A 25,830-nucleotide genomic window follows, 5' to 3' on the forward strand; every position below is an offset into this window, starting at 1 on the left:
AGAGCAGTTAGTAACCCGTGCGGCTCACCGCGGGCCAATGCTTATCAACCTCTTGCTTGATGAAGGTCTGCTTGGCTTTGGTCAGTTTTTCCAGTTCAATGCCCACCGCCTGCTGCGCCGCCTCCTTGCTGGAGATATCGGGATAGCTCACCTCGCTGACAGACAACATGCTCAGGATCTCCGCAAGGGCGCTACGCGCATATTCGGCCTGCTTAATCGCCGTATCCAGTAGGGCGTTGGCCTCCTGAGGGTTATGGGCATAGCTGCCGTGGGACGACATGGCAAAGTCCCAGCGCCACTGGGCATGGCGAATCGCCATGATGGCATCGTTCATGATAGCCCAGCTTGCACCAGCATCCCAGGCGGCCCCGGCCTCGTAGTGGGCCTTGACCAGCAACTGCTCTACATGTCTCGCCTTCTCGGCAATCTGCGACTTGGCCGAGTTCAGCTGCTTCATCAGCGTCTGTTTACTCTCGTGGCAGCCCTTGCACACGGCGTCATAGTTTGGCAGCGCCTTGCCCACCTGATGATTGGTGTAGGCCTTGCCCTCACCGTCGGTCGTCGCTGGCATGTGGCAGGTCACGCAGGTGACACCTGCCTTAGCGTGTTCGCTGCGGCTCCAATGCTCAAACTCTGGATGACGCGCCTTGAGGATGGGCGTCTTAGAGACGGGATGGATCCATTCGTAGAAACGGCGGGTATCGTAATATTTCTCAATAAGATCCGCGCTGCTGCCGAAGATCCAGGGAATGTTTACCTTGTTGCTGCGCTCCGGCTGAAAGTAATAGGTCACATGACACTGGCCACACACCTGCGCCCCTTGCATCGCCTCATCTTGCTTGTCGAAGGGCAGATGGACCTTGGCCATGGCATCGCGGGCGTGAGGACGCGGCAGGGCCAACTCCGCCTTGCCCTGTTGGTGGCAGTCGCTGCAGTAGACCACACTGTTCATCTCGCTACCGAGATCGGTGAAGTTCTTCGTCGAGAAGCCTTCGACCCCCAGCTCATCGATAAGTCTTGGCACATCCGGCGACTTACAGGTCCAGCAGCTCGCCGACAGCCCCTTCTGGCCCTCTCCCGGCGGCACGCCTGTGCGCAGGGTATGGGTCACGTCCGCTACCGCAAACTGATGCCCACGAGGGCTATGGTATTCCTTGGCGTAGGCCGAGCCCGCCCAGAGGATAATGGCGGCGGGATAGCTGGCCAGCATGTCGCTGCGCGTCGCCTGGGTCGAGGTCGCCTGCCAGCTGGCATACTGGTTAGGGTATTTGGCCTGCATGGCCTGCATACTCTCCATGGCCTCGGGGCTAACATCTGCGGCGAGCGCCTGACTCAGGGTGCACCAGCTCAACAGGCTCAATGCGATGGCTGTTAGTCTCTTCATTACACTTTCCACACTCATTTAAATGACTACTTGTTCTGGGATAAATTGTGTCTGGGCTAGCCCGGACGTCCGTCGACTCTTGGCCGGGTTAATATGGGCGCGTAGCACCAGACAAACCAGCCGAAGGCCAGGCTCCAACAGCTGCCGGCGATCCACAGCCACAGCTCGCTATATTCGGGAAACCACAACGGCATCACGGCTCGGCACAGGGCCGCCAGCGTGATACCCATAAAGGCCAGTGACATCTTGGGGCCCTGATAGATATTGCGACTGGTATGGCCCAGAGAGACCCGAGAGATCATCGACAGGCAGAGCCCCGCCATGGTGCCTATGGCAAACAGGTGCAGCAGATGACGATAGGCGTTTTCATCATCTATATTCCAGGCTATGGCCGCCAGGGTTAACGGCAGACACAGATAGGCCAGCTGCAGCGACCAGAGCATAGGCTCCTTCAGCGTCTTGTGAGGCAACCAGCGACTCCAACGCAGCAGATGCGCAAGCGCCGTCACCGCCAGCAAGGCCTGCTCGGCGCCGAGTGGTAGATATTGAGTGATGCCTTGGATAATCAATAGGATCATCAGGCCGATCAGACTCAGATCCAGCGCCTGAATAGGCTCGGGCTTGGGCTGTTTGATCCGCACCGCGGTAAAGAAGGGGATCACCCGCCCACCGACGATAGTGATCAACAGCCCCAGCCACCAGAGCATGCCCTGCCAGATATGGTGGCTCAGCACGAAGTCGCGCTGACTCAGGGCATAATAGCTCAGCAGGTTAATGCCGGTCGCTACCAGCAACATGATGGGAAAGCCTATATTGCGCCACTGTTTGACCCGGTAGATACAGGACCAGAGCTTGGCGGCGCTGAGCAGCAGAAACAGGCTGTCAAACAGCGCAGGTAACCAGACGGGCAGCTCTAGCGGCGCCAATAAGAGCACACGCGCCAGCAACCAACAAGCAAACACTATCGCGAGCGGCCAGCCCTTGAGGCTGGGTTGATTGGTCCAGGTCTGTACCGAGGTTAGCAGGAAGCCACAGACGATCGCCATGGCAAAGCCAAACAGCAACTCGTGGGGATGCCACCAAAGCGGCACCACCTTCACCCAAAACTGGGATCTCAGCAGGCTCATCTCGGGCAAATACCAGGTCACCAGCCACAGCGGCACATAGAGGGCCGCCAACAATGCACCGCCCAGAAAGAAGGGTCTGAACCCCAGGCGCCAAATCGCCGGCGTCTTGTCGACCACTTTAGGATCATCAATATTAAGCATCTGCAGCGCCTCGGCCTGAATCAGTAATTAAACAAACATCTTGAATATCGCTTTAATGCTGCCAGTCTACTCAGAGGACATATGACGGACAATGGATATTCGAACCGAACAAAAGAAGTGTGAACCAGATAGGTAAAATAGGCTATGATGTTGTTTTTAAATACCTCTTTAGAGGCATGCTGACATCTGGCACAGAGAAGGATAAGACAGGTGAGATCTTTACACACAGACTCTTTGGCGGCATTGCACGCCTACCTGAAAACGCAGCAGGCGGTACTCTTGTTATTTGGCGCTCCCGACTGCGGCGTCTGTCACAGCATTAAACCCAGGCTGAAACAGCTACTCGAGACCGAGTATCCCAAGATGCAGCTTTGTTATATCGACTGTGCAGAGCAGGGCGAGATCGCCGCCGCCCACCGAGTCTTTACCCTACCCGTTGTTGAACTCTATTTTCACGGCCAGCCCTTCGAGCGTTTCATCAAGGTCTTCTCTATGGCCGAGGTGAGAGAGGCGATCGCTCGCCCCTATCAACTGCTGGACTGATGAGCCTAACTCAGAGGTCGAAAGCCGCTATAGGAGACAGACGCCTGTTCACCCTGGGCTGACTCAGGCTTTTGTAGCAAACTCGATACCTCAGGCATAGGCTTATGACCGCCGCAGCCACATCCGCCCTCACTAGCACCACAGCCACCACCGTCAGCGCAACAACCACCCTTCTTGGCGTGATTGAGGGAAGCCCGTCCCTGTGAGGCATCCACCAAACGACGCTCCAGCAGCTGAGTCTGACTGAGCAGCACCTCTATGCTCTCAGCGTTGTCCCCCTGGCTGACACTGATCCCTGCCGCCAGCAACTTACCCAGCATACGCTCGCCGATATGCTGCACTATCACTATATCTGTCTTCTGCGCCTTGATCAGGCTTAGCAACTCACTCTTGGCGCGACAACCACCGCCACCTATGGCCGGGTTATCGAAGCTGGTGATCAGCTGGTGATATTCGTTGAAGAAGCCGATGCGCTGCGCCTTGGTAAAATGCGCCGCCAGACGGCCCCTGCTCATGGGCATAGCAATTATCATGATGATTCCTTATTGATTCGATGTCGGCAGCACTATGGCCTGCCCCTGAGTGATCGCCGTCGCCACCTTGTGGCGGGCACTGGCCAGCAGATTGCCGAAGGTCTGACGGGAGATCCCCATAGACGCAGCCGCCTCCAGTTGACTGAGCCGCTGCACATCGCCGAGCGCCAAGGCCTCAAATTCATCGGCCTCAAGCTGGACTTGCTCTAGCTCCACACTGGGGATCCCATTGGGTTTAAACAGGCTACAGGGCGGGCGACACTGCAGATGACGACATTTCTTGGGTCTTGGCATGACCATTACCTTCATCGATTACATAGCAAGACGTTCAGTCGCATCCTCCACGGCGCAATATTAAGGGCGTGGCGAGGACAAGCTGAACACGAGTTATTGGCCTAGGCCAATAACTTGATTTTGAGTCATCTCATCGATGAAAACTGAGGGGCGAGTCACACTGGGTTGCATTCGTAAACCCTTAAGAACAAAAAGGCGAACCACCTTTAACAGTGATTCGCCTCAAGCCATAACCGCCTGTAGATTACAGCGCGTGCTGCTTATTCAATACTCGCTTGCTCATCTCGCCGGCATCGATACTTTTAAACTTTGGCGTCAGGTATTCGCGGGCCATCTCGACACGCTGTGCAAACTCACTCTGATTCACCACGGCCTCATCCACCACCATCAGCTTAGCCTTGGCCTGCCACTTCTTAATGGTCTTGGCCGACTTGACGGGATCGATAGGCAAGATCTGTACATGGGCCTGATTCCATCCCATGTCCACATCATATTCGACCACATACTCCTTGCCCGCTTCGACCTCGGCTTCCAGCACAGAGTAACGCTCGGAGAGTGAGACGAAGGTATGCTTGCCCGGCGTGACTCTCACCTGAAAATAGGTGCCCGCCTTGGTACTACCCACATAGCCGTTTTCCGACCAGATATCGAAAGGCACTTCACCGATCAGAGTCTCCATACGGTAGAAGTTGATCACCGCCGTCTCGGCATCGGGCTTAATAGGTTCAACACCCGGTTTCATCACGGGGAAACCCAGCAAGGCGGGGTTAGCCATCAGGTTATCGTAAGCATCGTTGTTTCGCGGCGCGCCGATATCTTTGGCCTTCTTGGTCTGCATGATCATGGAGACACCGAGATCCCGTTCGACCTCCTTCATCTTACCCGTGGTGTAATCTATGGTCAGGTACACAGTCTCACCGGGACGATTATCCACACGGCTATAACCGAACCCCACCAAGCCCTGCACCAAGTGCACAGAGTTCAGCCCGGTTGCCAGCTTCAGCAAGGTATGGCTACCGTTGGAGAGATCGGCAACCACATCTTTGTTGGCCGCCACCCAGGCACCGCGGGCACCTCCCTGAAAGTTAGCGCCACGGATCACATAGACGAAGGTTTCCTCCTGAGTCGGTGTCGCCTCAGGCTTAAACTGACTCACCAACTCGGGGTCAACCTTATAAGAGGTGGCACAACCTGTTGTCAGCCCTAATAGGAGGACTCCTAAAATTAGTGAAAAATGTTTTTGTATCTTGTAGTTAGTCACGATTTTTGTTCCCTCAAAAAAAAGAAACTAGAAGCTACTGCTACAACTAAAGACTGTCAACAAAAATACAACAAATGTATTAGGCGACTCCAAATATCCAGATAAAATTACTCCTGTGCGGCCATGCGCCGTGCCAGGGTAAAGCTGTCATCCATGGTGCGGGCATATTCCACCTGACCGCGACGCTTACGGATCCCCGCCCGCCTGAGCTTGAGCAGCATACGTGGTTGCAGGTTGTTGATGATGAGCCCCACCCGCTTGGCCGAAAGATCTTGGGCGATCGACTCCATGGCGACGATGGCGCTCATATCCAGCAGCGTCACCTCCGACATATCCAGAATCACTACCCGCACATCGGGGCGCACCAGGGCGATGGTCTTGAGCGCCTTGTGGGCCGAGCCAAAAAACAGCGGCCCATTGATGTCATACACCACCACGCTATCAGGCACCTGGTAGGCCTGATGATTGGTCTCCACGGCTCTGGCATCGGTCAGGCTAATGCTGCGACGAATAAACAACATGGCCGCCAAGCCCATGCCCACCGCCACCGCAATGGTCATGTCGAACAGCACGGTCAGGGCGAAACAGAGCAGCAGAATCAGCACATCGTCCCTAGGCGCCACCTTGAGGGTACGGGCAAAGTGTTTGGCCTCGCTCATGTTCCAGGCTACCACCAGCAGCAAAGCCGCCATCGAGGCCATGGGAATATAAGACAGCAGTGGCGCCAGCAGGAGGATCCCCGCCAGAATAAACAGGCCATGCACCACAGAGGCCAGCGGCATGGTTCCGCCCGCCTTGACGTTGGCTGCGGTGCGAGCGATAGCCGCTGTCGCCGGAATACCGCCAAACAGAGGCACCAGCATGTTACCTATCCCCTGGCCGATCAGCTCATCATTAGGATTATGTTTCTTGCCCGACATGCCGTCGGCCACCACGGCGCACAGCAGGGATTCCAGCGCCCCGAGTATGGCGATGGTGATGGCCGAGGGCAGCAGTTCACGTACCAGCTCGAAGCTCATGCCGATAGGCTGGCCATCGGCGCCCGGCAGGTTCCAGGGCCACTCGAAGCTCGGCATGATAGGAGGAATACCACTGCCCAACATGCCGTCCAGTTCATAGTGAAAGCGACTGCCTATGGTCGCCACCGAAAAATCACCAAGCATCTGGGTCATGATCCAGGCGAACAAGGCGCCGACTAACAGCGCCGCCAGATGCGCCGGCACCTTTGACTTGAGCCTGGGCCAGGCCAACAACACGGCTAGGGTTAAGCCGCCCACCAACGTCTCCTGCCAATTGATGCTGGTCAGCGCCTGGGCGATGTAAGAGAGTTTCTCCAGATAGTGTTCACCACCGCCGGCCACCTCGAGGCCGAAGAAGTCCTTGATCTGAAAGGTGGCGATCACCACACCTATGCCTGCGGTAAAGCCGACGGTAACCGGATAGGGCACTATCTCTATCAACTTACCCAGCTTGCCCAGCCCCATCAGCAGCAGTATCACCCCGGCCATCAGGCCGCTGAGCAGCAGTCCCCCCAGGCCAAACTGCTGCACTATGGGCAGCAGAATCACCACAAAGGCCGCCGTCGGCCCCGAGATGTTGACCTTAGAGCCGCCACACAGGGCGATCACTATGCCGGCGATCATCGCCGTGTAGAGGCCGTGCTGAGGCGGTACGCCACTGGCGATCGCCAGGGCCATTGAGAGTGGCAGGGCAATCACCCCCACGGTCAATCCCGCCAATATATTGGTCTGTATCTCCTGAGTAGAAGGTTTAGCGCTGATGCTTTTCTTGAGTGCTGATAACATTTTGATCCCGATGAAATAATGCTAGCGGCCGCAACACAATAGCGGACATCTGAGTGTAACGAGTCGAGATCAAGGCTTGTCTGCGCTTGGCAAAAAATGGCAAGTCGTGAGGTGACGATACACCTGAATGTCTGTGAGCCCTAAGGCTGGACAGCTAAGCAAGGTATGCCAGTATGACCACAAGGTGGATACGAGCATTTATTCTAAACCCTGCGAGGGCGCCAAGTTAAGGGGCAAAACAAAAAATTTGCTTCGCCTTTGGTCGAAGATCCCTAACGATATTCGACTTAAAGCCACAAATTGTGACTCGTCCCCCTTGAGCCGACGCGGCATTTGACGCATGCTATCCGGCCCGGGGGCTGCCGCCCCCGGATTCCGTTCGGATGAAGGTAGCAGGAGAGTGGGGAGTCAACCCCACACCGACGAGGCAAGTTTGTCGCCAGGCGTTATCGGCGAGAAACCACTCTTTCAGGTGCCATAGTATGGCGTGGACTGTTACTGGACGAGCCTCTGGAGAGACTGTGAGCCCAGGATGATCCCTGGGTATTACGGCGCCGAAGGCGAAAGTGCAGCCCCACATGGCTGCGCGAAACGCTCAGGCAAAAGGACAGAGGAGAGGATGACTGTCGCGGTTATAGCCATGGCTATATTCAGTCACTGTCGTTTGTCGCTTTTAGCTTGTTGGTGCTCGCCAATGGATCACAGACGTCGGTCTCCACACAGACATTTCTTTTCCTCCTCCATATTAGAGGGTCTATAGACCCTAGTGTTTAATATTCGAGGAACATCATGAATTTTCACGCGTTACTAAGCGAGATCAACGCCATCGTCTGGGGCCCTATCACCCTCTGCCTGTTAGTCGGCACGGGCCTCTATCTCACGCTGCGTTTGCGGCTCATCCAGATCTTCAAGCTGCCACTGGCGCTCAAACTGCTGTTTAAACCCGCCAGCGGCCAGGGCGATCTCTCCTCCTTCGCCGCCCTGTGCACCGCCCTGTCGGCCACCATAGGCACGGGCAATATCGTCGGCGTGGCCACCGCCATCAAGGTAGGCGGCCCTGGCGCCCTCTTCTGGATGTGGCTGGCGGCCTTCTTCGGCATGGCGACCAAGTATGGCGAGTGTATGCTGGCGCTCAAGTATCGCACCACAGATGCACGCGGCAATATCGCCGGCGGCCCCATGTATTACATAGAACGCGGACTAGGTCTGGGCTGGCTGGCCAAGCTGTTTGCCCTATTCGGCGTAGGCGTGGCCTTCTTCGGCATTGGCACCTTTGCCCAGGTCAACGCCATCAGTGACGCCATGACCATCGCCTTTCATGTACCCGCTTGGGTAACGGCGCAGGTGCTCACCCTATTGGTGGCGGCTGTCACCCTGGGCGGCGTCAAGCGGATCGCCAAGGTGGCACAAAAACTGGTGCCCAGCATGGCCCTGGGCTATCTGCTGGCCTGCTTATGGATCTTGTTCACCTTTAGCGACCAGATAATTCCGGCGCTGCAGCTGGTGATCCACTCGGCCTTCAGCCCCATCTCCGCCGCCGGCGGCTTCCTCGGTGCCACGGTTGCACAGGCGATTCAGATAGGTATCGCCCGCGGCGTCTTCTCTAACGAGTCGGGGCTGGGCAGCGCCCCCATCGCAGCCGCCGCCGCCAAGACCAAGGAGCCGGTCGAACAGGGACTGGTGAGCATGACGGGAACCTTCTTCGATACCCTGCTCATCTGCACCATGACCGGGCTGGTGCTGATCATCACAGGAGTCTGGAGCGGCGATGCAGCTGGCGCGGCCATGACCAGCGCCGCCTTCGCCACCGGTGGCTCTGCCCTCATCGGCCAATACCTGGTGACCATCGCACTGGTCTGCTTCGCCTTCACCACCATACTGGGCTGGCACTACTATGGCGAGCGCTGCTGGTACTATCTCACGGGGCAGAAACTGGGCGAACACGGCATAAAGATCTACCAGTTTATCTTTCTGAGTCTCATCGCCCTGGGCGCCTTTATTCAGCTGGATCTTATCTGGCTGCTGGCCGATACCGTCAACGGCCTGATGGCTATTCCCAACCTCATCGCCCTCATCGGCCTGCGTAAGGTGATCATCAGCGATACGCTCAGCTATTTCGCCGCCAGAGAACGCCAAGGTGAACAACAGGAGCTGACCGCCTGATCTCTCATCCGTGATCGTTCGCCGAGGGCGGCGATCACAACAAGTAGACAAAAGCTGATCGAGATCAAATACCCGAGTAATTTAATCAAGTACTCTGTGGCCACTTAATCGAGATAACAGGAGTATTTATGAGTTGTTGTGGCGGATGCGGCGGACAGGCCGAAAAACCGAAACAGGAAGAGACGAATCAAGAGAAGGCTAGCCAGCAGGAGGCCAAGACGGATCAGGCTAAGGATTAGGCACCATCTCCCCCTCCCTACACCACTGCATCAAAAAGCCGGCTCTCATCACCGGCTTTTATTTTGCTAACGTCTATCCACCGAGCCTGGTCGCAAGGCCTGTTCGCTAACGCCTTAGCTTAAGGTAGAGCTCACCATCGCGGATCTGCAGATCCTCGACACCATCGGCGAAGGTGGTCCAGAAGCCGCGATCGCCAAACTCCCCCACCAGATTGACGTTCTTCATGTTGCCCAGCCAGGCGTTGGGAATCGGCACGCCCATCAGGCTGACGCCGACAAGCGCCACCACCGGGCGACGGGCCGAATCCAGGTGGATATCCAGCCCGGCGTTCACCCGCAGGATCTCACCGGCCATGACGGGAAAATCCTGTGGAATGGGTATTAAGATCTTGGCACTGGCCAGGTTGTCGGAGAAATCGATCACCACGCGCTCGGCAAAGTCCGGATTACGACCTATCATGGCGTTGACCTCCTTCTCGCTAAAGGTCACCTGCCTGTCGGCGTCGCGCTCACGATAGGGCTCGGGCTCAAGCTTACCCGCCCCGCCATGGCGATCGTCTTTACGCTCCACCTGCCAGCCCAGCTGCGACAGCTTGCCGTCTAGCCGCTGCTCCTCCTTCGCATTGAGGGTCACAGGGGTGAAGGGCGAGGGAAAAATATAGGTCTTGATGATAAAGAAGCTGGCCACTGCGGTCAGCACCATGGTCAGGAGCACGATCATGAAGATCTGCATGCCACTAAAACCTCGCTGACGATGAATCGCCAATCCAGCATTAAACGTATTAGCCAAGATCACACCTTCCTTTGCCCACCCATCAACAAAGGCTAGGCGCATAGAGTCATTTCTTGCAGGCTATGGTACTTCGACCAAGGGCAGAAAGAAACCTGAGGCACAGACCAGGGTTTATTCACCACAAATCGATACCCTGGCAAGACTAAAACCGTCACCTTGCAAGCTAGGGCCGATTGCCATTTGTTGCTTTTAATTCAATTTATTAGCCTATGCTTAATTTGCCTGCCAGCGCCAAACGCGTTTAGATTAAACATAATTTAAATCCGAAAGCTAAACTGGCCTTAGAGGTTTCTGTTACATTACTTATTGTCCATTTCGAAAGAGAGGAATTATTCCGTGAATCTAGTAACCAAGATGTCACTTCCCCTGCTTGCCGTATTCGCCCTTAGCGCCTGCAATCAGGAGCAAGAGGCTCCCGCTCAACCAACCGAGCAGGCGGCAGAGCAAGCAGCGCCTAAGGCCGAGCAGCCTAGCAAGGAAGCGCTAAAAGCCGTCCCCAATGGCTTATCAATCGAGAAGAGCGAATCACTGGATAAGGCGATCACCATGACACAGGGCACGGTTAGGTATTTCAATCTCGAAGGCGGTTTCTGGGGCATAGTTGCCGACGATGGCCGCCACATACTGCCGCAAAACTTGCCCGAGGAGTATCGCAAGGACGGCCTGCGCCTGAGCTTCAAGGCCCAGGAGGTGAAGGATATGATGACCATACAGCAGTGGGGCATACTCTCGACCCTGAGCGATATCGAGGTGATCGGCAAGGTAGAAAGCAAGTCAGGCGACCCGCTCCTGTAAGCAAGGCTTCAACAGCAACTGGCTCAGCCGACATGCTCGCCAAGACAGGGCCTATGCGACCTGATGCAAGACTATGGCTTGAGCTAGTCGTAGAGGATGCTAGACTAGCGACCTGTTTTACTTTCAACCGAGACAAGGTAGTGCAATGAACCCGATTATTGCGATCTTAAAAGAACATAACGTCAGCGATGCGCAGATCCAGGAGCTGTTTCAAGCCCTGACCGAAAACCCATTGATGGCCATGGGCACCATAGGCCAGCTGGGGATCGCCCCTGAAAAGCTGCAGCAACTGATGGCGCTGGTGATGCAAAACCCGGCACTGATCAAAGAGGCAGTCACCGAGCTCGGGCTGGATTTCGCCAAGGTCGAAGCGGCCAAGGCGCAACTGCAAAAGCCCTAACATATCTGTTGCGATATGCTGCGATATAAGAAAGGCTGCCCCGTTATGCGAGGCAGCCTTTTTCTTTAGTGCTAGGCGATAGGATTCATCTATTCGCCTAATTCAACTATTCACTTAATTCAACTATTCACCTAACCAATCAGTCGCTTACTTGCCACCTGGCTCGGCGAAGCGGGTCATCCAGTCTTTCACCTGGTGATACCAGTAAATGGAGTTGTTAGGCTTCATGATCCAATGATTCTCGTCTGGGAAGTAGATCATGCGCGACTCTACGCCGCGGGTCTGCAGGGTTCTAAACAGCTCGAAGCCCTGGCCCACAGGCACGCGATAATCCAGCTGACCATGGATCACTAGGGTCGGGGTGTTGAAATTGCCTGCGCCATAGTGAGGCGAGATAGACTGGTAGATCTCTGGGTTATCCCAGTAGTTGCCAAAGCGGGAGCTGTGCACCGAGAAGTCCGCCGCCATCTGCGAGTACATGTTGTATACGGCGGCGTGGATCAACAGGGCGTTGAAGGGATGCTTCTGCCCCAGGATGATAGAGGTCAGGTAACCGCCATAGCTGGCACCACCGGCCACCATGCGCTTGTCATCGATCCAGGATTGCTGCTTAAACCAGTCGGCTGCCTTGAGCACATCTTCCAGTGACTTGTTCTTCCAATCCGGGTTGATGCTGTCGGCAAACGCCTGACCGAAGCTGTTGGAGCCGTGGAAGTTAGGCCAGGCGGTCACATAGCCCCAGGAGGCGAAGGTCTGGGCGTTCCAGCGATAATGGAAACCATCTGAGATGGCGTTATGCGGCCCGCCATGCACCAGCATCATCAGCGGATATTTCTTGCTGCGATCAAACCCTGGTGGGTAGTGCACCCACATCTGGATCTCTTGGTCGTTATAACCCTTGTAGGTCACCGACTCATAGCTGCCCAGATCGACATCCGCGAGGATCTGGTCGTTAAAGCTATCCAAACGGCTGGTCTTGCCGTTCTTGCCATTCACCTTCACCAAACGCGCCGGGTAGAGGAAGCTGTCGTTGGCCGCCACCAGGGTGCCATCTTGAGCAATAGCGGGCTTACCAAAGTTGGTCGCCTTAGTAATCGCCCTTACCTTGCCGCTCTTGGCGTCGATATGGTACAGGCGCCTGGTGGCCGCGTCGTCGATGGCGGCATAGAAGCCCTTGCTGTCAGGGGTCCACACGAAGCGGGCCACAGAGCGATCCCACTCTTTGGCGAGCATCTTAGTGCTGCGCTTCTTCAGATCGAACAGCATCAGCTTGGCGGTATCGGCGTAAAAGCCCTGAATATGCTGGCGGGTAAAGGCCAGTGTCTTACCGTTGGGGCTGAACTGCGGGCTGGCGTCCGGCGCCAGATTGTCTGGGGTGATGTTCTCGGCCTTGCCGCTACCGATGGCCGCGAGGAAGAGATCTAGCTTAGGATTCACCAGGTTGTCGCTGCCGTTGGCGTTAAAGGCGATCCAGGCTTCATCCGGGCTGATATCATAGCTACCCGCACCTTGGGACGAGCGCGGCAGTTCTATGTTCAGCGGCTGAGTGATCGCTTCTACCTCGCCGCCCTTAGCGGCAATACGGAATACATGGGCCTGACGGCCTTCATCGATCCAGTGATCGAAGCTCGAATAAGGCAGGGCGTTCCACTGGTGGGCCGATACCTTGTTGTCCTTGTCGGCCTTGAGCTGCTCGCCTATCTCTTTCCAGTTTTTGCCGGGATAGACAGAACTGATGAAATAGAGGTGCTCGCCCACCCACTTGAGGCCATAGACGCCACTAGGCACCTCGGTCAAACGCTGCGCCTCGCCCGGGCCATCCATAGGCAGCAGATAGATCTGACCCGCCTCATCCTTATCGCGCTTGCTGATAAAGGCCAGGGTCTTGCTGTCTGGCGAGAATACCGGCTCGCTCACCCGCAGCCCCTTGGCGGTCAGCACCCGCTGCTGCTTGCCATCCTTGCCGAACAGCCACAGCTGGGTGTTGCCCTTGTCTTCGGGCACATCGTATTCGGTCACTGGGGCGATAATGTAATCGCCATTGGGGGAAATGCTAGGATTACCTATTCGGCTGAGCTGCCACAGCACCTCCACCGACAGAGGCTTGCCCGTCTGGGCAAAAACCGTCGTTACCGGCATCAAGATGCACAGCAAGAGTATTGCTATCTTCTTCACGCGTCCTCTCCTTCAACTTGTTGTTATTGTGATTTGGCCAACATGATCGGCCCTAAGACTTAAACCAAACTTAATCCTTTAAACTCAGCCAGAATTCAGTAGCGGCTGGCGCTAGAAACGAAACGAGAAATCCACGCCCACATAACTGCCACCGTGCTCGGGCTTGGCCACAGGGCTAAGCAGATAACCGTCGGTGACATAGGCGCCGATGGCGGCGCCCAGGGTATGAGACGCCGCGTCGAGCAAGGCTTCGCTGGCGGTATTGGTGCCCTTGTCATACTCATGATATTGCACCAGGATGCCGAGGGCGGCGCTAACGGAGAATCCCACCCTGGCTCTGTCATACTGAGGCGTCCAGGCATCGGATGCCCACACCAGTGCCCCGGCCATCACGGCGCCGCCGGCGGCATGGCTCGCCTCACTGTTAAAGCCATTGCTGGCGGAAACCTGGGCGCTAAACAGCCCCAATCCCAGTAGCAGGGCCAGCGGTAATCTAGGGGATATTTTCGGTGTCTTCATCTTAGATCCTTTCGATGAGCGATTTACTCACTCTAGCACCAAGCAACCTAAGTACAAATTTTCACCACTCTCTAAATACAGCTTGCCATGTGGACTCGCCAGAGTTGCATAAACTGCATAGGCGAATCCCATTCATTGCAAATCAGCCCAGTCTCACAAAGCATCCGCTAGATGACACTTGCATCACAAAGCCGAGCTAAACCCTTGATAAAAGGTTACTCGTCGGCAAAACATTTGGCTATTATGCCAAATGAAGCCAACACTTTTTTAAGGCGCGCCATGAAACCTGTCATGACCCAGGCCCAGACTCATACCCAGAGCCAGGAGCGACTCAACAGTCGCGCCGCCCTGCTCAAGGCGCTGGCCCACCCGACCCGCCTCTGGCTGGTTGAGCAGCTGGAACAGCAAGAGCGCTGTGTCTGCGAGCTCACCGACGGCGTGGATGCCGACATCTCCACCGTCTCCAAACACCTGTTACTGCTTAGGCAAGCCGGTATAGTCGCCAGCCGCCGCCAGGGCAAGCAGATCTACTATCGCCTGGAAACGCCTTGCCTGCTGGGCATGCTGACCTGTATCGAGACCGCACTCGAGGCACAAACAAGCAAAAGCTGCTGCGGCAGATAATCACCCACCAGCAATGAACAAGGCTCATAGCGAATAAATTCAATCCGTTAGATAAGGAGCAACAGATGAAGATAGAAGTACTCGGCAGTGGCTGTAAACGCTGCACCAACCTCGCCAGCGACATCGCCAGGATCGCCGATGAGCTTAACCTCAATATAGAGCTGACCAAGGTGACCGACATCGCCCAGATCGCCGCCTATGGCGTCATGTCGACCCCGGCCATAGTGATCGACGGCGAGGTGCTGGCGGCAGGACGTCTGCCCAGCGACGAAGAACTCACCCAACTGCTAACCAAGATCCACAAGGTGCAATAACGCCTCAGGCATCTCAAGGGAGGACCCATGCTAGCCTGGTTTACCCAACTCGCCGACCTGCTGGTCGTTGATCTCATCGGCCTCTCCGCTCAGAGCGCCTGGGGTCAGGCGTTGCACTTCTTTGTCGAAGACACCAGCAAGATCTTCGCCCTGCTCCTGATGATGATCTACCTGATCGGCTGGCTGCGGGCGGCGCTCAACGTCGAGCGGGTTCGCGACTATCTGGCAGGTAAGCCTAAGCTGCTGGGTTATGGCCTGGGCGCGGGCTTTGGCGCCATCACTCCCTTCTGCTCCTGCTCCAGCATCCCAGTGTTTCTCGGCTTTACCACGGCGGGCATTCCCGTGGGGATCACCATGGCGTTTCTGCTGACCTCGCCGCTGATCAACGAGGTCGCCATCCTGCTGCTGTTTAGCCTGCTCGGTGCCAAGGTTACCCTATTATATGCCCTCACCGGCATCACCATAGGCATTCTCGGTGGCGCCCTGCTGGATCTGCTACATGCCGAGCGTTGGCTACAACCACTGGCCGCCAACGCCTACCAACGCGGCATCTCTCAGGCGCAAACCGCCGCGGCTCACTCCTCGCCCATGAGTCCGCCAAGCATGAGCTGGCGCCAGCGTCACCAGTTTGCCAAGGAGGAGACACTCACCATCTTCGGCCGAGTGTGGAAATGGGTCATCATAGGGGTTGGCCTGGGCGCGGCCCTGCACGGCTTCGTGCCCGCCGGCTTCCTGGAGGCCAATCTGGGCGACGGCCAGTGGTGGTCAGTCCCTGTCGCCGTGTTAATGGGCATCCCCCTGTACGCCAACGCCACCGGCGTTATCCCCGTGCTGGAAAGCCTGTTGATGCAGGGCGTCCCCCTGGGCACTACCCTGGCCTTTTGCATGAGCACAGTCGCCGCCAGCTTTCCCGAGTTCGTCATGCTCAAGCAGGTGATGCGCTGGCGCTTACTCGCCATGCTGTTTGGCCTGCTGCTAGTCGCCTTCACCCTGATGGGCTGGATACTGAATCTGGTCACCATTAGCGGATGACAAAGCGGGAGCATTCGCGATAGCATAGATAAAAAGCTGAGTGAAAATCATTGCTTAGCAACTGCATCGATAGCAAAACAATTCAAAAAAGGACAACCTTCGCCATGGAAAGAGGCACCCTGGTTCGCTGGAACGACGATAGAGGCTTTGGCTTTATCAAGCCAAATACGCCCAATGCCCAAGATGTGTTTATCCATATCTCCACCCTGAAACAGATGGCCAGAAAGCCTGTGGTGGGCGACGAGATAGTCTATCAAAGCCAGCAACAGAGCGATGGCAAGATAAAGGCGACAAAAGCCAGCATCGAGGGGGTCGCCGTCATATCGGGCGTAACCTCCGGCCTCGCGCGCAAGCCACAACCCAAGCCAAAGCAAAATGCAGGCGCCCCAGGCAGAGAGCGCCACCAAACGCCGCACTACACTCACCGCCGTTCAGGCTCGCCTTTGCGCCGACTCATCACCCTGAGCCTATTGCTCGGAATTGGCTTTTTCGGCCTAAGACAGTATCAGGCACTCAATGCCACTCCGGTGATCACCTACGAGGAACTCCCCGCAGTCGAGCCCCAAGAGTGGCAACCGGCTACCCCCAAGTTTCGCTGTGAGGCAGGTAAGACACATTGCAGTCATATGCGCTCCTGCGAGGAGGCCATCTACTATATCAATAATTGCCCAGATACTAAGATGGACGGCAACCATGACGGTGTCCCCTGTGAAAAACAGTGGTGCGGCTAAAGGAACACCCTAAATCAATTAACAGCTACAACGACAAGGAAGCTTCATGAAACAAGGATTGGTATTTCTCGGTCTGGCCCTGGGTGGCCTGGCCCTCAACGTCAACGCTGAGCAGTGCGATCTCACCATCACAGGCAAAGTGCCCGACGGGATTAGCCTGGATAAGCTGGTCGTCTCCACCTACAACAAGGAGCTGCCTGTCACCAGCCGGGACTATTCCCTGTGCGCCAGCAAGCAAGATCTTGAGGTCGTCGGCCGCCATAGCCCCAACAATACCATCTACCTGATGGACAAGAGTGGCGTCATCCCCAGAGGCATATATACCGCCGAGGTATTTGTGCAGAGCAAGGCGATCACCTTAGGCCCAGCCTCCAGCCTGACCAAGCAAGCCTGTAACCTGCGCTGCGGCTACTATGCCAGCCAAAGGGTGCAGCACTCAGACAAATTGCAACAACTGGCAAGCCAGTACCAACAACTGCCGGCCAGCGATCGCAAGGCAATTGGCGGCTTCGTTAGCCAGCATAAGGCCGAGTTGGCCCAGCTCTACTATGGCGACTTAAAGCCCAAATCCATGGCGCCTGTCGATACCAGCGATCTCTGGGTCGATCCCTACAGCGGTGCCGGACTCTACTTCGATTCGCCCGAAAACCTGCTCAATAGCACCTTTAGAGACACTGTGGGCACAGAGGCCAGAGAGGCGCGCAAACAAGACAAGGCCGTCGCCGAGGTGATGAAGCTACATATGGCCTCGCTACAAGGGCTTATGAAGGGCTTCAACAGCTGGCAAGAACGAGTAGAGGCAGTCGACAGGGTCAGCGGCGAGCTCAAGGTCAGCCAAGAACCAGCGGCGGAAAAGGTGGCTCAGCTGCTTGAAGACGCGATAAAAACAGCCGAGGAGACGCTTAACAACTACCTTAGCAACGACAACAAGACGCCCGTCGCCTCACTGACCCAGGCCGATAAGGCGTTCGACCTCTTGTTGGCCGACTGGACCATTGCCGCCTACACCCACAGCAAGGACAAGCAGGCCTTCTCGGCGCTGTTCAGCGAGCAGTTTAAGCAGCAACTGCCGATACGAGATCGCGAATTAGACAAGGCGCTGAGCCGCCTTATCGACCTGCCCAAGCACCTGGGTAAGATGTCACTAAACGATGGCTACCAACACATTCAGGTCGAGTTTAACCATGCCCTGCCGGCCTCGAACAAACGCTATGAGTTTAAGGATGCACTGCACAGCGTCAGCTTCGTCTACGAGAAAGGTGCCTGGCGACTCGACAGCGTCAGCCAGCTGCCCATTAGCCACTATAACCAGGGTTAAATCAGGGCTAAATAAGAGCCAAGCCTATTGACGCTTAAAGCCTTACCCAAATGATAGTTGCGGCTGGGCCCTATGAGGTTGAGTCGCAACTCGAGCTGTAGTGATTGAGCTCGATAAGCCCCTGCAGCAGGATGCCGTGATAGCGCGCCTTAATGAGCTGATAATCCAGCTCGGGGGCGAAGTAGTAGGTCACCTCTTCGGCGCCTGTCTGCTCCACCGGCACTAAGGTCAGCTTACCCCAGGGAGTCTGCTGTAAAGGCTGAGGGGATTTTACATAGAATTGATAGGGCTCCATGGCATCCGAGGCCTGGCGAATCAGGGCAAACTGGTGTCGCCCCTTTAACAGCAAGCGGCGCATCTCGATCGCCAGGGTGTCCACGTCGCGCAGTGCCTTCTCCGGTGAGCGATAGTCGGTTACCTCACCATCCAAGTCTACCCGTGAGGCGCGGCCATTGTCGCTAAACTCTACCCGCATGTCGCGGGCACGAAAGCCGCTCACCTGCTGATGAAACGCCTGGGTGATCCACTCCTGGGTGGCCTCTGACCAGGTTAACTCGGCTCTCTGCCTGTAGCGGGTGCCTATGCCTAAGATGCTGGCCTCACTGTCTGAGGTCACCACGGCGCTTTTGCCCTGCCACTGCTCGGTGCGGCTCATGGTGCCCGTGTGTATGCCGCTAAGATAGATATCGTACTCGGCACGGCGCGTGCACTGGGCCTTTTTATCTTGTGCATCATGGAGCTGAGTCTCGCCCGCCTGCACAGGCTGGCTCGTCGCCAGGGCGGAGATAACAACCGAGGCGACCAGCAAAAACTTGACGTTGAGACACAATCGGGCAGGCAGAGCGAACGGCAACAGCATCACTAGAAGACTTCGTTCACGTTGAGGTAGAAGTTGGTCTCGTTCTCGCCGACACCAATATCCAGACGCAGGTTGATCTTATCTTTGAGCTTGAAGCGGAAGCCTGTGCCGTAGGTGGTCAACAGCTCGTCATTGAGCTCGCTCACCTTGTCGGCCACGCTGCCCACACCGCCCCAGAACACCATGCCATAACGCTGGAAGATAGGCAGACGGTACTCGACCTGCCCCATCATCATCTGCTTGTCACGGTAGCGGCCCTTGATGTAGCCGCGCATGGCACTTGAGCCGCCGAGATCCGGCAGCATGTTCCAGGGCACGTCACCACTGGTGAAGTGACCCTGCACCTGCCAGGCAATCAGCCCCGGCATGCCGCTCAGTAAAGAGGTGGTGCTGAGATCGATATAGTTCGCCAACTCGAGATCGTACTTGGCAAAGCTGTCGTACTCGCTGTTTTGATACAAACCCGCGTCCAGTTGCAACAACCAACCCTGGGTGGCGTTGAGGCGATAGTCTCGCGAGTCATAGATGCTGGTCACCACCAGACCCGAACTCAGGTTATCGGGCAGTATGCCATCGGATGGCAGGGGCAGGTCGCCCTCCACCCGAGTGAACTTGTCAGCACTGGCGTAGGTAAAGTCGGCGCCCACGCCGACAAAATAGTTGTCGGCCAGCTGAGTCATCCAGCGCGGCGTAAAGCTGTAGAGCTGCTCGTCGAACTCATGATGATTGCTGTCTATGTTGCCATCTGCTATGCCACGTCCGTAATAGACAGACGCCTCGTTGTGCAGCTCCAGGCCCAGCAGCAGACGCTGCTTGCCGCCGTTGAAGAAGGTCATGTTCTCCACCTCGACGCCGTAGGAGTTGTTCATCGACACGAAGGAGTTCAGCACCAGTGAGGAAGGCTGCTCCTCGGGCGCCGCGCCGTCCGTCTTATACAGACCCACCATCAGCAGACCCACGCCGAACTTCTTCTCCGGCGTGTAATAGGCAGTCGGCAGATAGCTCATGTCTATGGTCTTGCTGTCGTCAAACTCACCGTCGGCGCCAAACACGTCGAGGATCTCATCCACCCAGGTCGGCGGCATATCTTTCGGGGTTTCAATCAGGGGGTCGACGGCAAACGCTAGGTTAGAAAACGCCAGGTTAGAACAGGCCAGCAGGGACAAACATAAAATCCGTTTCATAGACACTCGAATCAGTAATGGAAAAAGAGAAATAAGCTCGGCACTCGCGAGGTGACCCCAAGTTCGGCCACGGCCGCACCAAAGCCGAGCGGCATTTTACCACCCCAGCGCCGTTCAACAACGACTTTTTCGATTAACAAATGTTCAAAAATGCCGCCAATGGTTCAACTAAAGTGCCGCGAAGATACGATTCACCGCCTGAATTGAGTCGAATTTAATCAAACGCACTAAGGCTAAAAACTTTTTTCACCACCCGTTCATACCGATTCGATGCCGAACGTGGCTTAGGATGCCGTTTTGCCCCCTTAGCATCGCGATTTGAGCACATTTTAAAATACTGATTTTAAAGGGTTTAATTTTGGTGAAAATTGAACATCTGAGTGCTAAGGTGCAGGCGGTTTATTTGAGGAGTAAGTATGGATCTTATCGACAAAGTTTTTACACAGCAGGACTTTTCGCGCCAAGACTTGAGCGACTGCCGTTTTCGACGTTGCCACTTCTACCAGTGCGATTTTCGCCACGCCAACCTGCGAGATGCCAGCTTCGAAGAGTGTCATTTCATCGAACCTGGCGCCATAGAAGGCTGTCACTTTAACTTCGCCGACCTGCGTGATGCGAGTTTTAAGGCTTGCCGACTCTCTCTGGCCAATTTTGCCGGTGCCAACTGTTTTGGCATCGAATTCAGAGAGTGCGATCTTAAGGGCGCCAACTTTTCCCGCAGCCGATTTTACAACCAGATCAGTCATACTGTGTACTTCTGCTCCGCCTACATCACGGGCTGCAACCTCGCCTACGCCAACTTGAACGACCAATGCCTGGAAAAGTGCGAACTATTTGAAAACAACTGGCGCAGCGCCAATCTTAACGGTGCCTCGTTGATGGGCTCGGATCTTAGTCGCGGCAGCTTCTCTCAAGATTGCTGGCAGAACTTGAACATACGCGGGTGTGACCTCACCCATGCCGAGCTTGAGGGGCTCGACATCAGAAGTGTCGACTTGGAAGGCGTGAAGATCTGTGCCTGGCAGACGGAGCAATTACTAGAACCACTAGGAATAGTCGTGATGCCTGACTAATTTTCATCAAGACAATATGACCGACAAGCATCTTATCGATTAGGGCCATCGCTATCGGCGATCTCTCAGGAGCAACTCTTCTGGAACAAGGCATACTGTCGCTCCAGGTTAATCTTGCCTTTTCTATCACCGGCGGCTGTGAACGGAATCAATAACTGGCTACAAAATACGATTTTTTTTCAGTTTTTCTGCCGCTTTATTGTCCGCCATCAAACATTGAAAGCAATTCTTTTAGCAGTAATTGTACCACCTCATGAGTCAGTCCAATCTAATCACAACGACAAGTGCCAGAGGACTATTCAATGAAAAAACTACTCGTTACCGCAACAATTACCGCGCTATTTGCTAGCCCTGTTTTTGCCGACAAACATGATGGCAAGTCTGCCGCAACGGCCAAGAAAGCCAAAGTAGAAGTGACAGACATAGATGCAGTTACCTCCGCTTCTTTAGTGCAGAAAGAGTACCTGCAACAATATACTCCTAAAGGCTTTAGCCAATCCGACGCCAAGAAGGCTCTATTTGTGTTAGCCGATCCTCGTCAACGCAGCGTAAACATGGACCTCGCCTACACCGCCATGGCTCACCTTGAAGCCCAAGGCATCGAGGTAGAAGTGCGAGATCTATATGCCATGGAGTGGCAGCCCGTATTACACAAAGAGGAGTTCTACTTCCAGAAAGACGGCATCGGCGAGCCCCAAGAAGACGTGGCGCATGAGCAGGCACTAATTGAGCGAGCCGATTACGTAATCTTCTCTTACACCAACTGGCACGATACACCCAACGCCATGATTAAGGGGTACCAGGAAAGAGTATTCTCCAAAAAATTTGCCTACGATAGCGGCGCTAAAGGCCCGGTTGGTCTGCTAAAAGGCAAAGGCATGTATACCATCATGAACTGCGGCTTCCTAGGTGGCGGGCGCGGTTACATAGGTGATGGTGTCGGAATCAATGATGCGAAATGGGAAAGCTATATGAAGGCATTCAAGGTACTCGATGACGACACCTCGTCGTGGTGGGGCATGGAAAACCTCGGTCGCTTCATGAACGACCGTACGCCTAAGAACGACTCAGATAACTATCAAAGTGAAATCAAACAACTACGTCAAGATCTAACCAAACACCTAGACAAGGTGTTCCTGTAGTCTCACTTAGCGTCACTATCGCCCCCACCTAACCATAGGCGAGTGCGGGGCGATTCATCAAAGGAGTCACCTATGTCGCGTCACCTGTTCGTCGCCTTCTACTTATGCCTCTGCTGCGCTCTTCCCGCCGCGGCTCAACAGCTTCATAGCATTAGCGGTGACACCATGGGCACTGTCTATCACATCAAGTGGATCTCCAGCTCTCCAAAGGCACGACAAGCAGAGATCGACGCGGCACTTGCCGCGCTCAATCAGCAGGTATCCACCTATCAATCGAACTCACAAATCGCAAAATATAACCGCTCCAATCCAGACCAGAGCGTCACCATAGGCGATGATTTTCGCAAGATTCTCGATGCGGGAATGGAACTATACAGACAGACTCAAGGGGCCTTAGACGTCACGGCGGCACCACTGGTAAATCTCTGGGGATTCGGCCCACATCAGATAGCTAAGATACCCAGTGACAGCCAGATCAAACATGCCCAATCTAAGATGGGACTAAGTAGCTTCAAGGTACAAAACCAGCACCTCACGAAGAAAGTTGCTGGTGCCACACTCGATTTCTCGGCAATTGCGAAGGGGTATGGCGTCGATCGCATCGCCCACCTTCTCGAGCAACACGGCATTGAAGACTATATGGTCGAAATTGGCGGCGAGGTAAGGCTTAAGGGGCTTAATCAGCAGCGACTACCATGGAAAATCGCCATCCTCAAACCCGATGCTCAACAGCAGCAGATTCAACAAATCATCCGTGCCAACAACCTCGCGATTGCGACTTCTGGAGACTACCTCAACTTCTATCGCTATCAGGACAAGGTTTACAGTCACCTGATCGATCCGCAACTTGGTAAACCTATTACCAACCATATTGCATCGGTTACCGTCCTACACCCCAGCTGTATGTATGCTGACGGCTATGCTACGGCCTTATCGGTAATGGGAGTCCAGCGAGCGTTGGCCTTTGCAAATGAAAAAGCGTTACCAGTAATGATAATAGAAAGGCGGGACGAACAATTCAGCGTTTTTTATGCGGGTGGATTTAAAGATTACATTATTGAATAGAAAACTTAATCACTATTAGATGCCAGCATCATTTTAATTCATGATAAAAGCAGAAACTCATTCATCGTAAATCATAACAATCCGATTAATTTGCTTAATAACCTTAGCATAAGAATCACTATTCAATGGTCTTTTCCACTCAAGCTGGTTAATACAACCAAATAAACACCTGGCAAAATTATGCTCGTCTAATAGACGTGGATTATTGCCACATATTTCAACATCAGATAGCGCCATAGCACCACGCTGAATACAAACAACACTTGTGCGGACTAATGCAATTTCATCGCTACAACTATATAGTTCACCTGCAGCCTTAGCTCTTTTTAATAATGCATCAATACCTAGACAACAAGAGTTAAGCTTATTTAAAAATGCCTGTCTTCGTCCACTGCTAGCCCTATGCAGCAAAGATGGCAACTCGGCCATGACATGCACCCCAGTGCCAAGACCAGTCTGCTTCGCATGCCAGAAGGGTAGCAAGGTGATCGCCAACCAGATCTCCGCCGGGGTGAGTTCACAATTAAATAAACTTGGAAAGTGTAATAGATGACGCTCAAGATTTTGAGTTTGAATAGCTAAGAACAGATCTTCTTTATTAGTAAAATGGGAATACAATGTGCCTACGCTACATTTAACAACACTTGCTAATTCAGAGAAACGAAAAGACATCACCCCCTGCGTCTCAATAAGGCGCTTTGCCTCATTCAGTAATAAAACCTCTCTATCACTATATTTCTTAGACTTCATGGCCTTCGCTCAATCACGGTAACACCCACATATTAACAGACCATGAAAAAGTCACCATTAACCCAGTCACAAATAAAAACGAAAAATATTCACATCTAGCAGAAATAATAAAAACAACATCACAATAAGAAAATCAAACAACATTTAAAGATGAAACATATTTTGCGTTTTCATTAGAGTTACCCATGAAGTCAACAATGTTCAGCGACATCAAACCAATATCAAATTTAGCCTCATTGTTGCTGTACAAACCTTTACCCCTAGGAGTCATGAGATGAAAACCCTTTACGCATGTATAGCTTTGGTCTGCAGCACCCAGGTACACGCAGAATCCACTCCGTTGATCCACTGGTGGGATCTTAGTGCTTCGGCACTCTACGGCGAAAACTATGATCTAGCCCCGTCGGATAAGCAGACAACATTCACCTTTGAAACCGCAGGAGGCTGGCGTTACGGCGATTGGTTCGCATTTCAAGACCTGACCTATTTCAACGGCAGCGATGTCGGAAAAAGCAATACCACCTATGGCGAAATCACCACACGTTTCAGCGCCAACAAAATCTTCAACACAGATATTGGCTTTTCGATCGTTAAAGATCTCTCACTGGCATTGCAATTAGAAGAAGGAGAGGGTCCGCTTGAAACCTTACTCTACGGTGTTGGCATCGACTTCGATCTGCCCTATTTTAAATATGTGAAGCTCAACAGCTACAAGAAGCATCCCCTACACAGTGGCCAGGACGACAATGAATGGCAGCTATCTCCCTCTTTCATGCTTGAGGTCCCCGTAGGCAACAGCAGCCTCATCATCGACGGCTATATCGATTGGGTATTTAATACCGACACAGATATAGACAGCTTCCACCTAAATCCCCAGATAAAGTATGACCTGGGACAGGTCATGTTTAATCAACCCAGCAAACTGCTGGTCGGGATAGAGTATGACCTATGGCTAAACAAATACGGCGTAGAAGGGATAGACCAAAACACCTTCTCATTCTTAGTGAAATACCATTTATAACCACATTCACACCAAACAAACTCATTCAATAATCCCGATAACTATATTAGGGAAACCATGAGATTGTTAGCGTACCCAACGCATTAGCTGATTGGCGTCTAGCCCGCCGAGCTGGCGCTTAATCAGCTTACCCGAGCCGTCGAACAGCAGGAGTTCGGCGGCGCCCGCCCGGTATTTAGCAATCAATTGGTCGCCCTCTGGAGTGCCGACTCTGGCCAGCAGAAACACCAGGTTATCGCCAAGATGACCACGCGCCTCGTTCATCTGCTCTGTCTGGGTATGGCTCACCGCCAGGTTAGGGTCGTAGACAAACACTAGGGCAGGCGTCCCCTGACCTATCTCCTCATGGGTCGCCTTAAAGCCCTTGGGCATCATCATGATCAGCAGCGCGATCAGCCCCACCACGGCCAAGCTCACCCCAATCGCCATCCAAGGCCCACGCTTAGTCCCGTTTAAATGCCGCTCTCCCATGATGCTCGCTCCCTTGATAACCATTCCAGATACAAAACAGTCACCATGCTACCTAGGCAAGCTGAGGCAAATCT

The 25,830-nt window shown here is 54.3% G+C and carries 26 protein-coding genes and 2 riboswitches; of the genes, 13 read left to right on the forward strand and 13 right to left on the reverse strand.

Annotation, left to right across the window (positions count from 1 at the left end):
- Window positions 1-7: 7 nt before the first annotated feature.
- A complete protein-coding gene (locus tag L1D43_RS14695) occupies window positions 8-1,384 on the reverse strand; it encodes an ammonia-forming cytochrome c nitrite reductase subunit c552 (protein WP_239852712.1) in 1,377 nt (458 codons plus the stop codon).
- A 56-nt stretch (window positions 1,385-1,440) separates the two neighbouring features.
- Window positions 1,441-2,652: an NnrS family protein gene (locus L1D43_RS14700; RefSeq protein WP_239852714.1), complete on the reverse strand. Its 1,212-nt coding sequence runs from the start codon at window positions 2,650-2,652 to the stop codon at window positions 1,441-1,443.
- Window positions 2,653-2,862: 210 nt separating this feature from the next.
- Here L1D43_RS14700 and L1D43_RS14705 point away from each other — a divergent pair, with 210 nt between their 5' ends.
- Complete coding sequence (locus L1D43_RS14705) at window positions 2,863-3,195, forward strand: thioredoxin family protein (RefSeq protein ID WP_235375410.1); 333 nt, start codon at window positions 2,863-2,865, stop codon at window positions 3,193-3,195.
- A gap of 5 nt (window positions 3,196-3,200) precedes the next feature.
- On the opposite strand, the gene L1D43_RS14710 is transcribed toward L1D43_RS14705, so the two are convergent.
- From L1D43_RS14710 to dauA, 4 genes are all read right to left on the reverse strand, one after another.
- Complete coding sequence (locus L1D43_RS14710; RefSeq protein ID WP_239852716.1) at window positions 3,201-3,728, reverse strand: NifB/NifX family molybdenum-iron cluster-binding protein; 528 nt, start codon at window positions 3,726-3,728, stop codon at window positions 3,201-3,203.
- Window positions 3,729-3,737: 9 nt separating this feature from the next.
- Window positions 3,738-4,022, reverse strand: coding sequence for a DUF134 domain-containing protein (locus L1D43_RS14715; protein ID WP_239852718.1), 285 nt, complete (start codon window positions 4,020-4,022; stop codon window positions 3,738-3,740).
- Window positions 4,023-4,266: 244 nt separating this feature from the next.
- On the reverse strand, window positions 4,267-5,178 hold the full coding sequence (locus tag L1D43_RS14720; protein WP_239852719.1) for a DUF2846 domain-containing protein: 912 nt from the start codon (window positions 5,176-5,178) through the stop codon (window positions 4,267-4,269).
- 212 nt (window positions 5,179-5,390) lie between these two features.
- The gene (dauA, locus tag L1D43_RS14725; protein WP_239852720.1) at window positions 5,391-7,088 is read right to left on the reverse strand and encodes a C4-dicarboxylic acid transporter DauA; all 1,698 of its coding nucleotides are present in this window, start codon (window positions 7,086-7,088) and stop codon (window positions 5,391-5,393) included.
- A gap of 383 nt (window positions 7,089-7,471) precedes the next feature.
- Window positions 7,472-7,587: riboswitch (glycine riboswitch) on the forward strand.
- 1 nt (window position 7,588) lies between these two features.
- Window positions 7,589-7,709: riboswitch (glycine riboswitch) on the forward strand.
- A 168-nt stretch (window positions 7,710-7,877) separates the two neighbouring features.
- Between dauA and L1D43_RS14730 the strand changes: the two genes are divergently transcribed.
- Window positions 7,878-9,251 carry a sodium:alanine symporter family protein gene (locus L1D43_RS14730; RefSeq protein ID WP_239852721.1) on the forward strand — a complete coding sequence of 458 codons (1,374 nt, stop codon included), beginning with the start codon at window positions 7,878-7,880 and terminating at the stop codon, window positions 9,249-9,251.
- A 345-nt stretch (window positions 9,252-9,596) separates the two neighbouring features.
- Here the strand turns inward: L1D43_RS14730 and L1D43_RS14735 are convergent, their stop codons facing one another.
- The gene (locus L1D43_RS14735) at window positions 9,597-10,223 is read right to left on the reverse strand and encodes an arginine N-succinyltransferase (RefSeq protein WP_239853246.1); all 627 of its coding nucleotides are present in this window, start codon (window positions 10,221-10,223) and stop codon (window positions 9,597-9,599) included.
- A gap of 396 nt (window positions 10,224-10,619) precedes the next feature.
- Here L1D43_RS14735 and L1D43_RS14740 point away from each other — a divergent pair, with 396 nt between their 5' ends.
- Together L1D43_RS14740 and L1D43_RS14745 are read left to right on the forward strand one after the other, a co-directional pair.
- Window positions 10,620-11,078 carry a hypothetical protein gene (locus L1D43_RS14740; RefSeq protein ID WP_239852722.1) on the forward strand — a complete coding sequence of 153 codons (459 nt, stop codon included), beginning with the start codon at window positions 10,620-10,622 and terminating at the stop codon, window positions 11,076-11,078.
- Between the two features lie 145 nt (window positions 11,079-11,223).
- Complete coding sequence (locus tag L1D43_RS14745) at window positions 11,224-11,478, forward strand: DUF2999 family protein (protein WP_239852723.1); 255 nt, start codon at window positions 11,224-11,226, stop codon at window positions 11,476-11,478.
- Window positions 11,479-11,625: 147 nt separating this feature from the next.
- Here the strand turns inward: L1D43_RS14745 and L1D43_RS14750 are convergent, their stop codons facing one another.
- Entirely contained in the window at window positions 11,626-13,653 is a 2,028-nt protein-coding gene (locus L1D43_RS14750; RefSeq protein WP_239852724.1) for a S9 family peptidase, read from the reverse strand.
- 111 nt (window positions 13,654-13,764) lie between these two features.
- On the reverse strand, window positions 13,765-14,172 hold the full coding sequence (locus L1D43_RS14755) for a hypothetical protein (protein ID WP_239852725.1): 408 nt from the start codon (window positions 14,170-14,172) through the stop codon (window positions 13,765-13,767).
- A gap of 279 nt (window positions 14,173-14,451) precedes the next feature.
- On the opposite strand from L1D43_RS14755, the gene L1D43_RS14760 reads away from it, so the two are divergent.
- The 5 genes from L1D43_RS14760 to L1D43_RS14780 all read left to right on the forward strand — a co-directional run bounded on the left by L1D43_RS14760 (window position 14,452) and on the right by L1D43_RS14780 (window position 18,191).
- Window positions 14,452-14,796 carry a metalloregulator ArsR/SmtB family transcription factor gene (locus L1D43_RS14760; RefSeq protein WP_239852727.1) on the forward strand — a complete coding sequence of 115 codons (345 nt, stop codon included), beginning with the start codon at window positions 14,452-14,454 and terminating at the stop codon, window positions 14,794-14,796.
- Window positions 14,797-14,861: 65 nt separating this feature from the next.
- Entirely contained in the window at window positions 14,862-15,110 is a 249-nt protein-coding gene (locus tag L1D43_RS14765; RefSeq protein ID WP_239852733.1) for a thioredoxin family protein, read from the forward strand.
- Between the two features lie 27 nt (window positions 15,111-15,137).
- A complete protein-coding gene (locus L1D43_RS14770) occupies window positions 15,138-16,142 on the forward strand; it encodes a permease (RefSeq protein ID WP_239852734.1) in 1,005 nt (334 codons plus the stop codon).
- 104 nt (window positions 16,143-16,246) lie between these two features.
- Window positions 16,247-16,873 carry an excalibur calcium-binding domain-containing protein gene (locus tag L1D43_RS14775; RefSeq protein ID WP_239852735.1) on the forward strand — a complete coding sequence of 209 codons (627 nt, stop codon included), beginning with the start codon at window positions 16,247-16,249 and terminating at the stop codon, window positions 16,871-16,873.
- Window positions 16,874-16,919: 46 nt separating this feature from the next.
- Entirely contained in the window at window positions 16,920-18,191 is a 1,272-nt protein-coding gene (locus L1D43_RS14780) for a hypothetical protein (RefSeq protein WP_239852736.1), read from the forward strand.
- 70 nt (window positions 18,192-18,261) lie between these two features.
- On the opposite strand, the gene L1D43_RS14785 is transcribed toward L1D43_RS14780, so the two are convergent.
- Window positions 18,262-19,050: a hypothetical protein gene (locus L1D43_RS14785; protein WP_239852739.1), complete on the reverse strand. Its 789-nt coding sequence runs from the start codon at window positions 19,048-19,050 to the stop codon at window positions 18,262-18,264.
- A gap of 2 nt (window positions 19,051-19,052) precedes the next feature.
- Window positions 19,053-20,234, reverse strand: a complete 1,182-nt coding sequence (locus tag L1D43_RS14790; protein ID WP_041510889.1) for a BamA/TamA family outer membrane protein — start codon at window positions 20,232-20,234, stop codon at window positions 19,053-19,055.
- Between the two features lie 416 nt (window positions 20,235-20,650).
- Between L1D43_RS14790 and L1D43_RS14795 the strand changes: the two genes are divergently transcribed.
- The 3 genes from L1D43_RS14795 (at window position 20,651) to L1D43_RS14805 (ending at window position 23,514) form a co-directional block, all read left to right on the forward strand.
- Window positions 20,651-21,307, forward strand: coding sequence for a Qnr family pentapeptide repeat protein (locus L1D43_RS14795; protein WP_239852740.1), 657 nt, complete (start codon window positions 20,651-20,653; stop codon window positions 21,305-21,307).
- 302 nt (window positions 21,308-21,609) lie between these two features.
- Window positions 21,610-22,449, forward strand: a complete 840-nt coding sequence (locus L1D43_RS14800) for an NAD(P)H-dependent oxidoreductase (protein WP_239852742.1) — start codon at window positions 21,610-21,612, stop codon at window positions 22,447-22,449.
- A 72-nt stretch (window positions 22,450-22,521) separates the two neighbouring features.
- The gene (locus L1D43_RS14805) at window positions 22,522-23,514 is read left to right on the forward strand and encodes an FAD:protein FMN transferase (protein WP_239852745.1); all 993 of its coding nucleotides are present in this window, start codon (window positions 22,522-22,524) and stop codon (window positions 23,512-23,514) included.
- Window positions 23,515-23,571: 57 nt separating this feature from the next.
- Here the strand turns inward: L1D43_RS14805 and L1D43_RS14810 are convergent, their stop codons facing one another.
- On the reverse strand, window positions 23,572-24,264 hold the full coding sequence (locus tag L1D43_RS14810; protein WP_239852748.1) for a TetR/AcrR family transcriptional regulator: 693 nt from the start codon (window positions 24,262-24,264) through the stop codon (window positions 23,572-23,574).
- A 274-nt stretch (window positions 24,265-24,538) separates the two neighbouring features.
- Here L1D43_RS14810 and L1D43_RS14815 point away from each other — a divergent pair, with 274 nt between their 5' ends.
- On the forward strand, window positions 24,539-25,285 hold the full coding sequence (locus L1D43_RS14815) for an outer membrane protein OmpK (RefSeq protein ID WP_239852749.1): 747 nt from the start codon (window positions 24,539-24,541) through the stop codon (window positions 25,283-25,285).
- 66 nt (window positions 25,286-25,351) lie between these two features.
- Here the strand turns inward: L1D43_RS14815 and L1D43_RS14820 are convergent, their stop codons facing one another.
- Window positions 25,352-25,756, reverse strand: a complete 405-nt coding sequence (locus L1D43_RS14820; protein WP_239852751.1) for a hypothetical protein — start codon at window positions 25,754-25,756, stop codon at window positions 25,352-25,354.
- Between the last annotated feature and the right edge of the window lie 74 nt (window positions 25,757-25,830).

The sequence above is a fragment of the Shewanella sp. Isolate8 genome (assembly GCF_022398495.1).
GTDB classification, from domain to species: Bacteria; Pseudomonadota; Gammaproteobacteria; order Enterobacterales; family Shewanellaceae; genus Shewanella; species Shewanella aquimarina.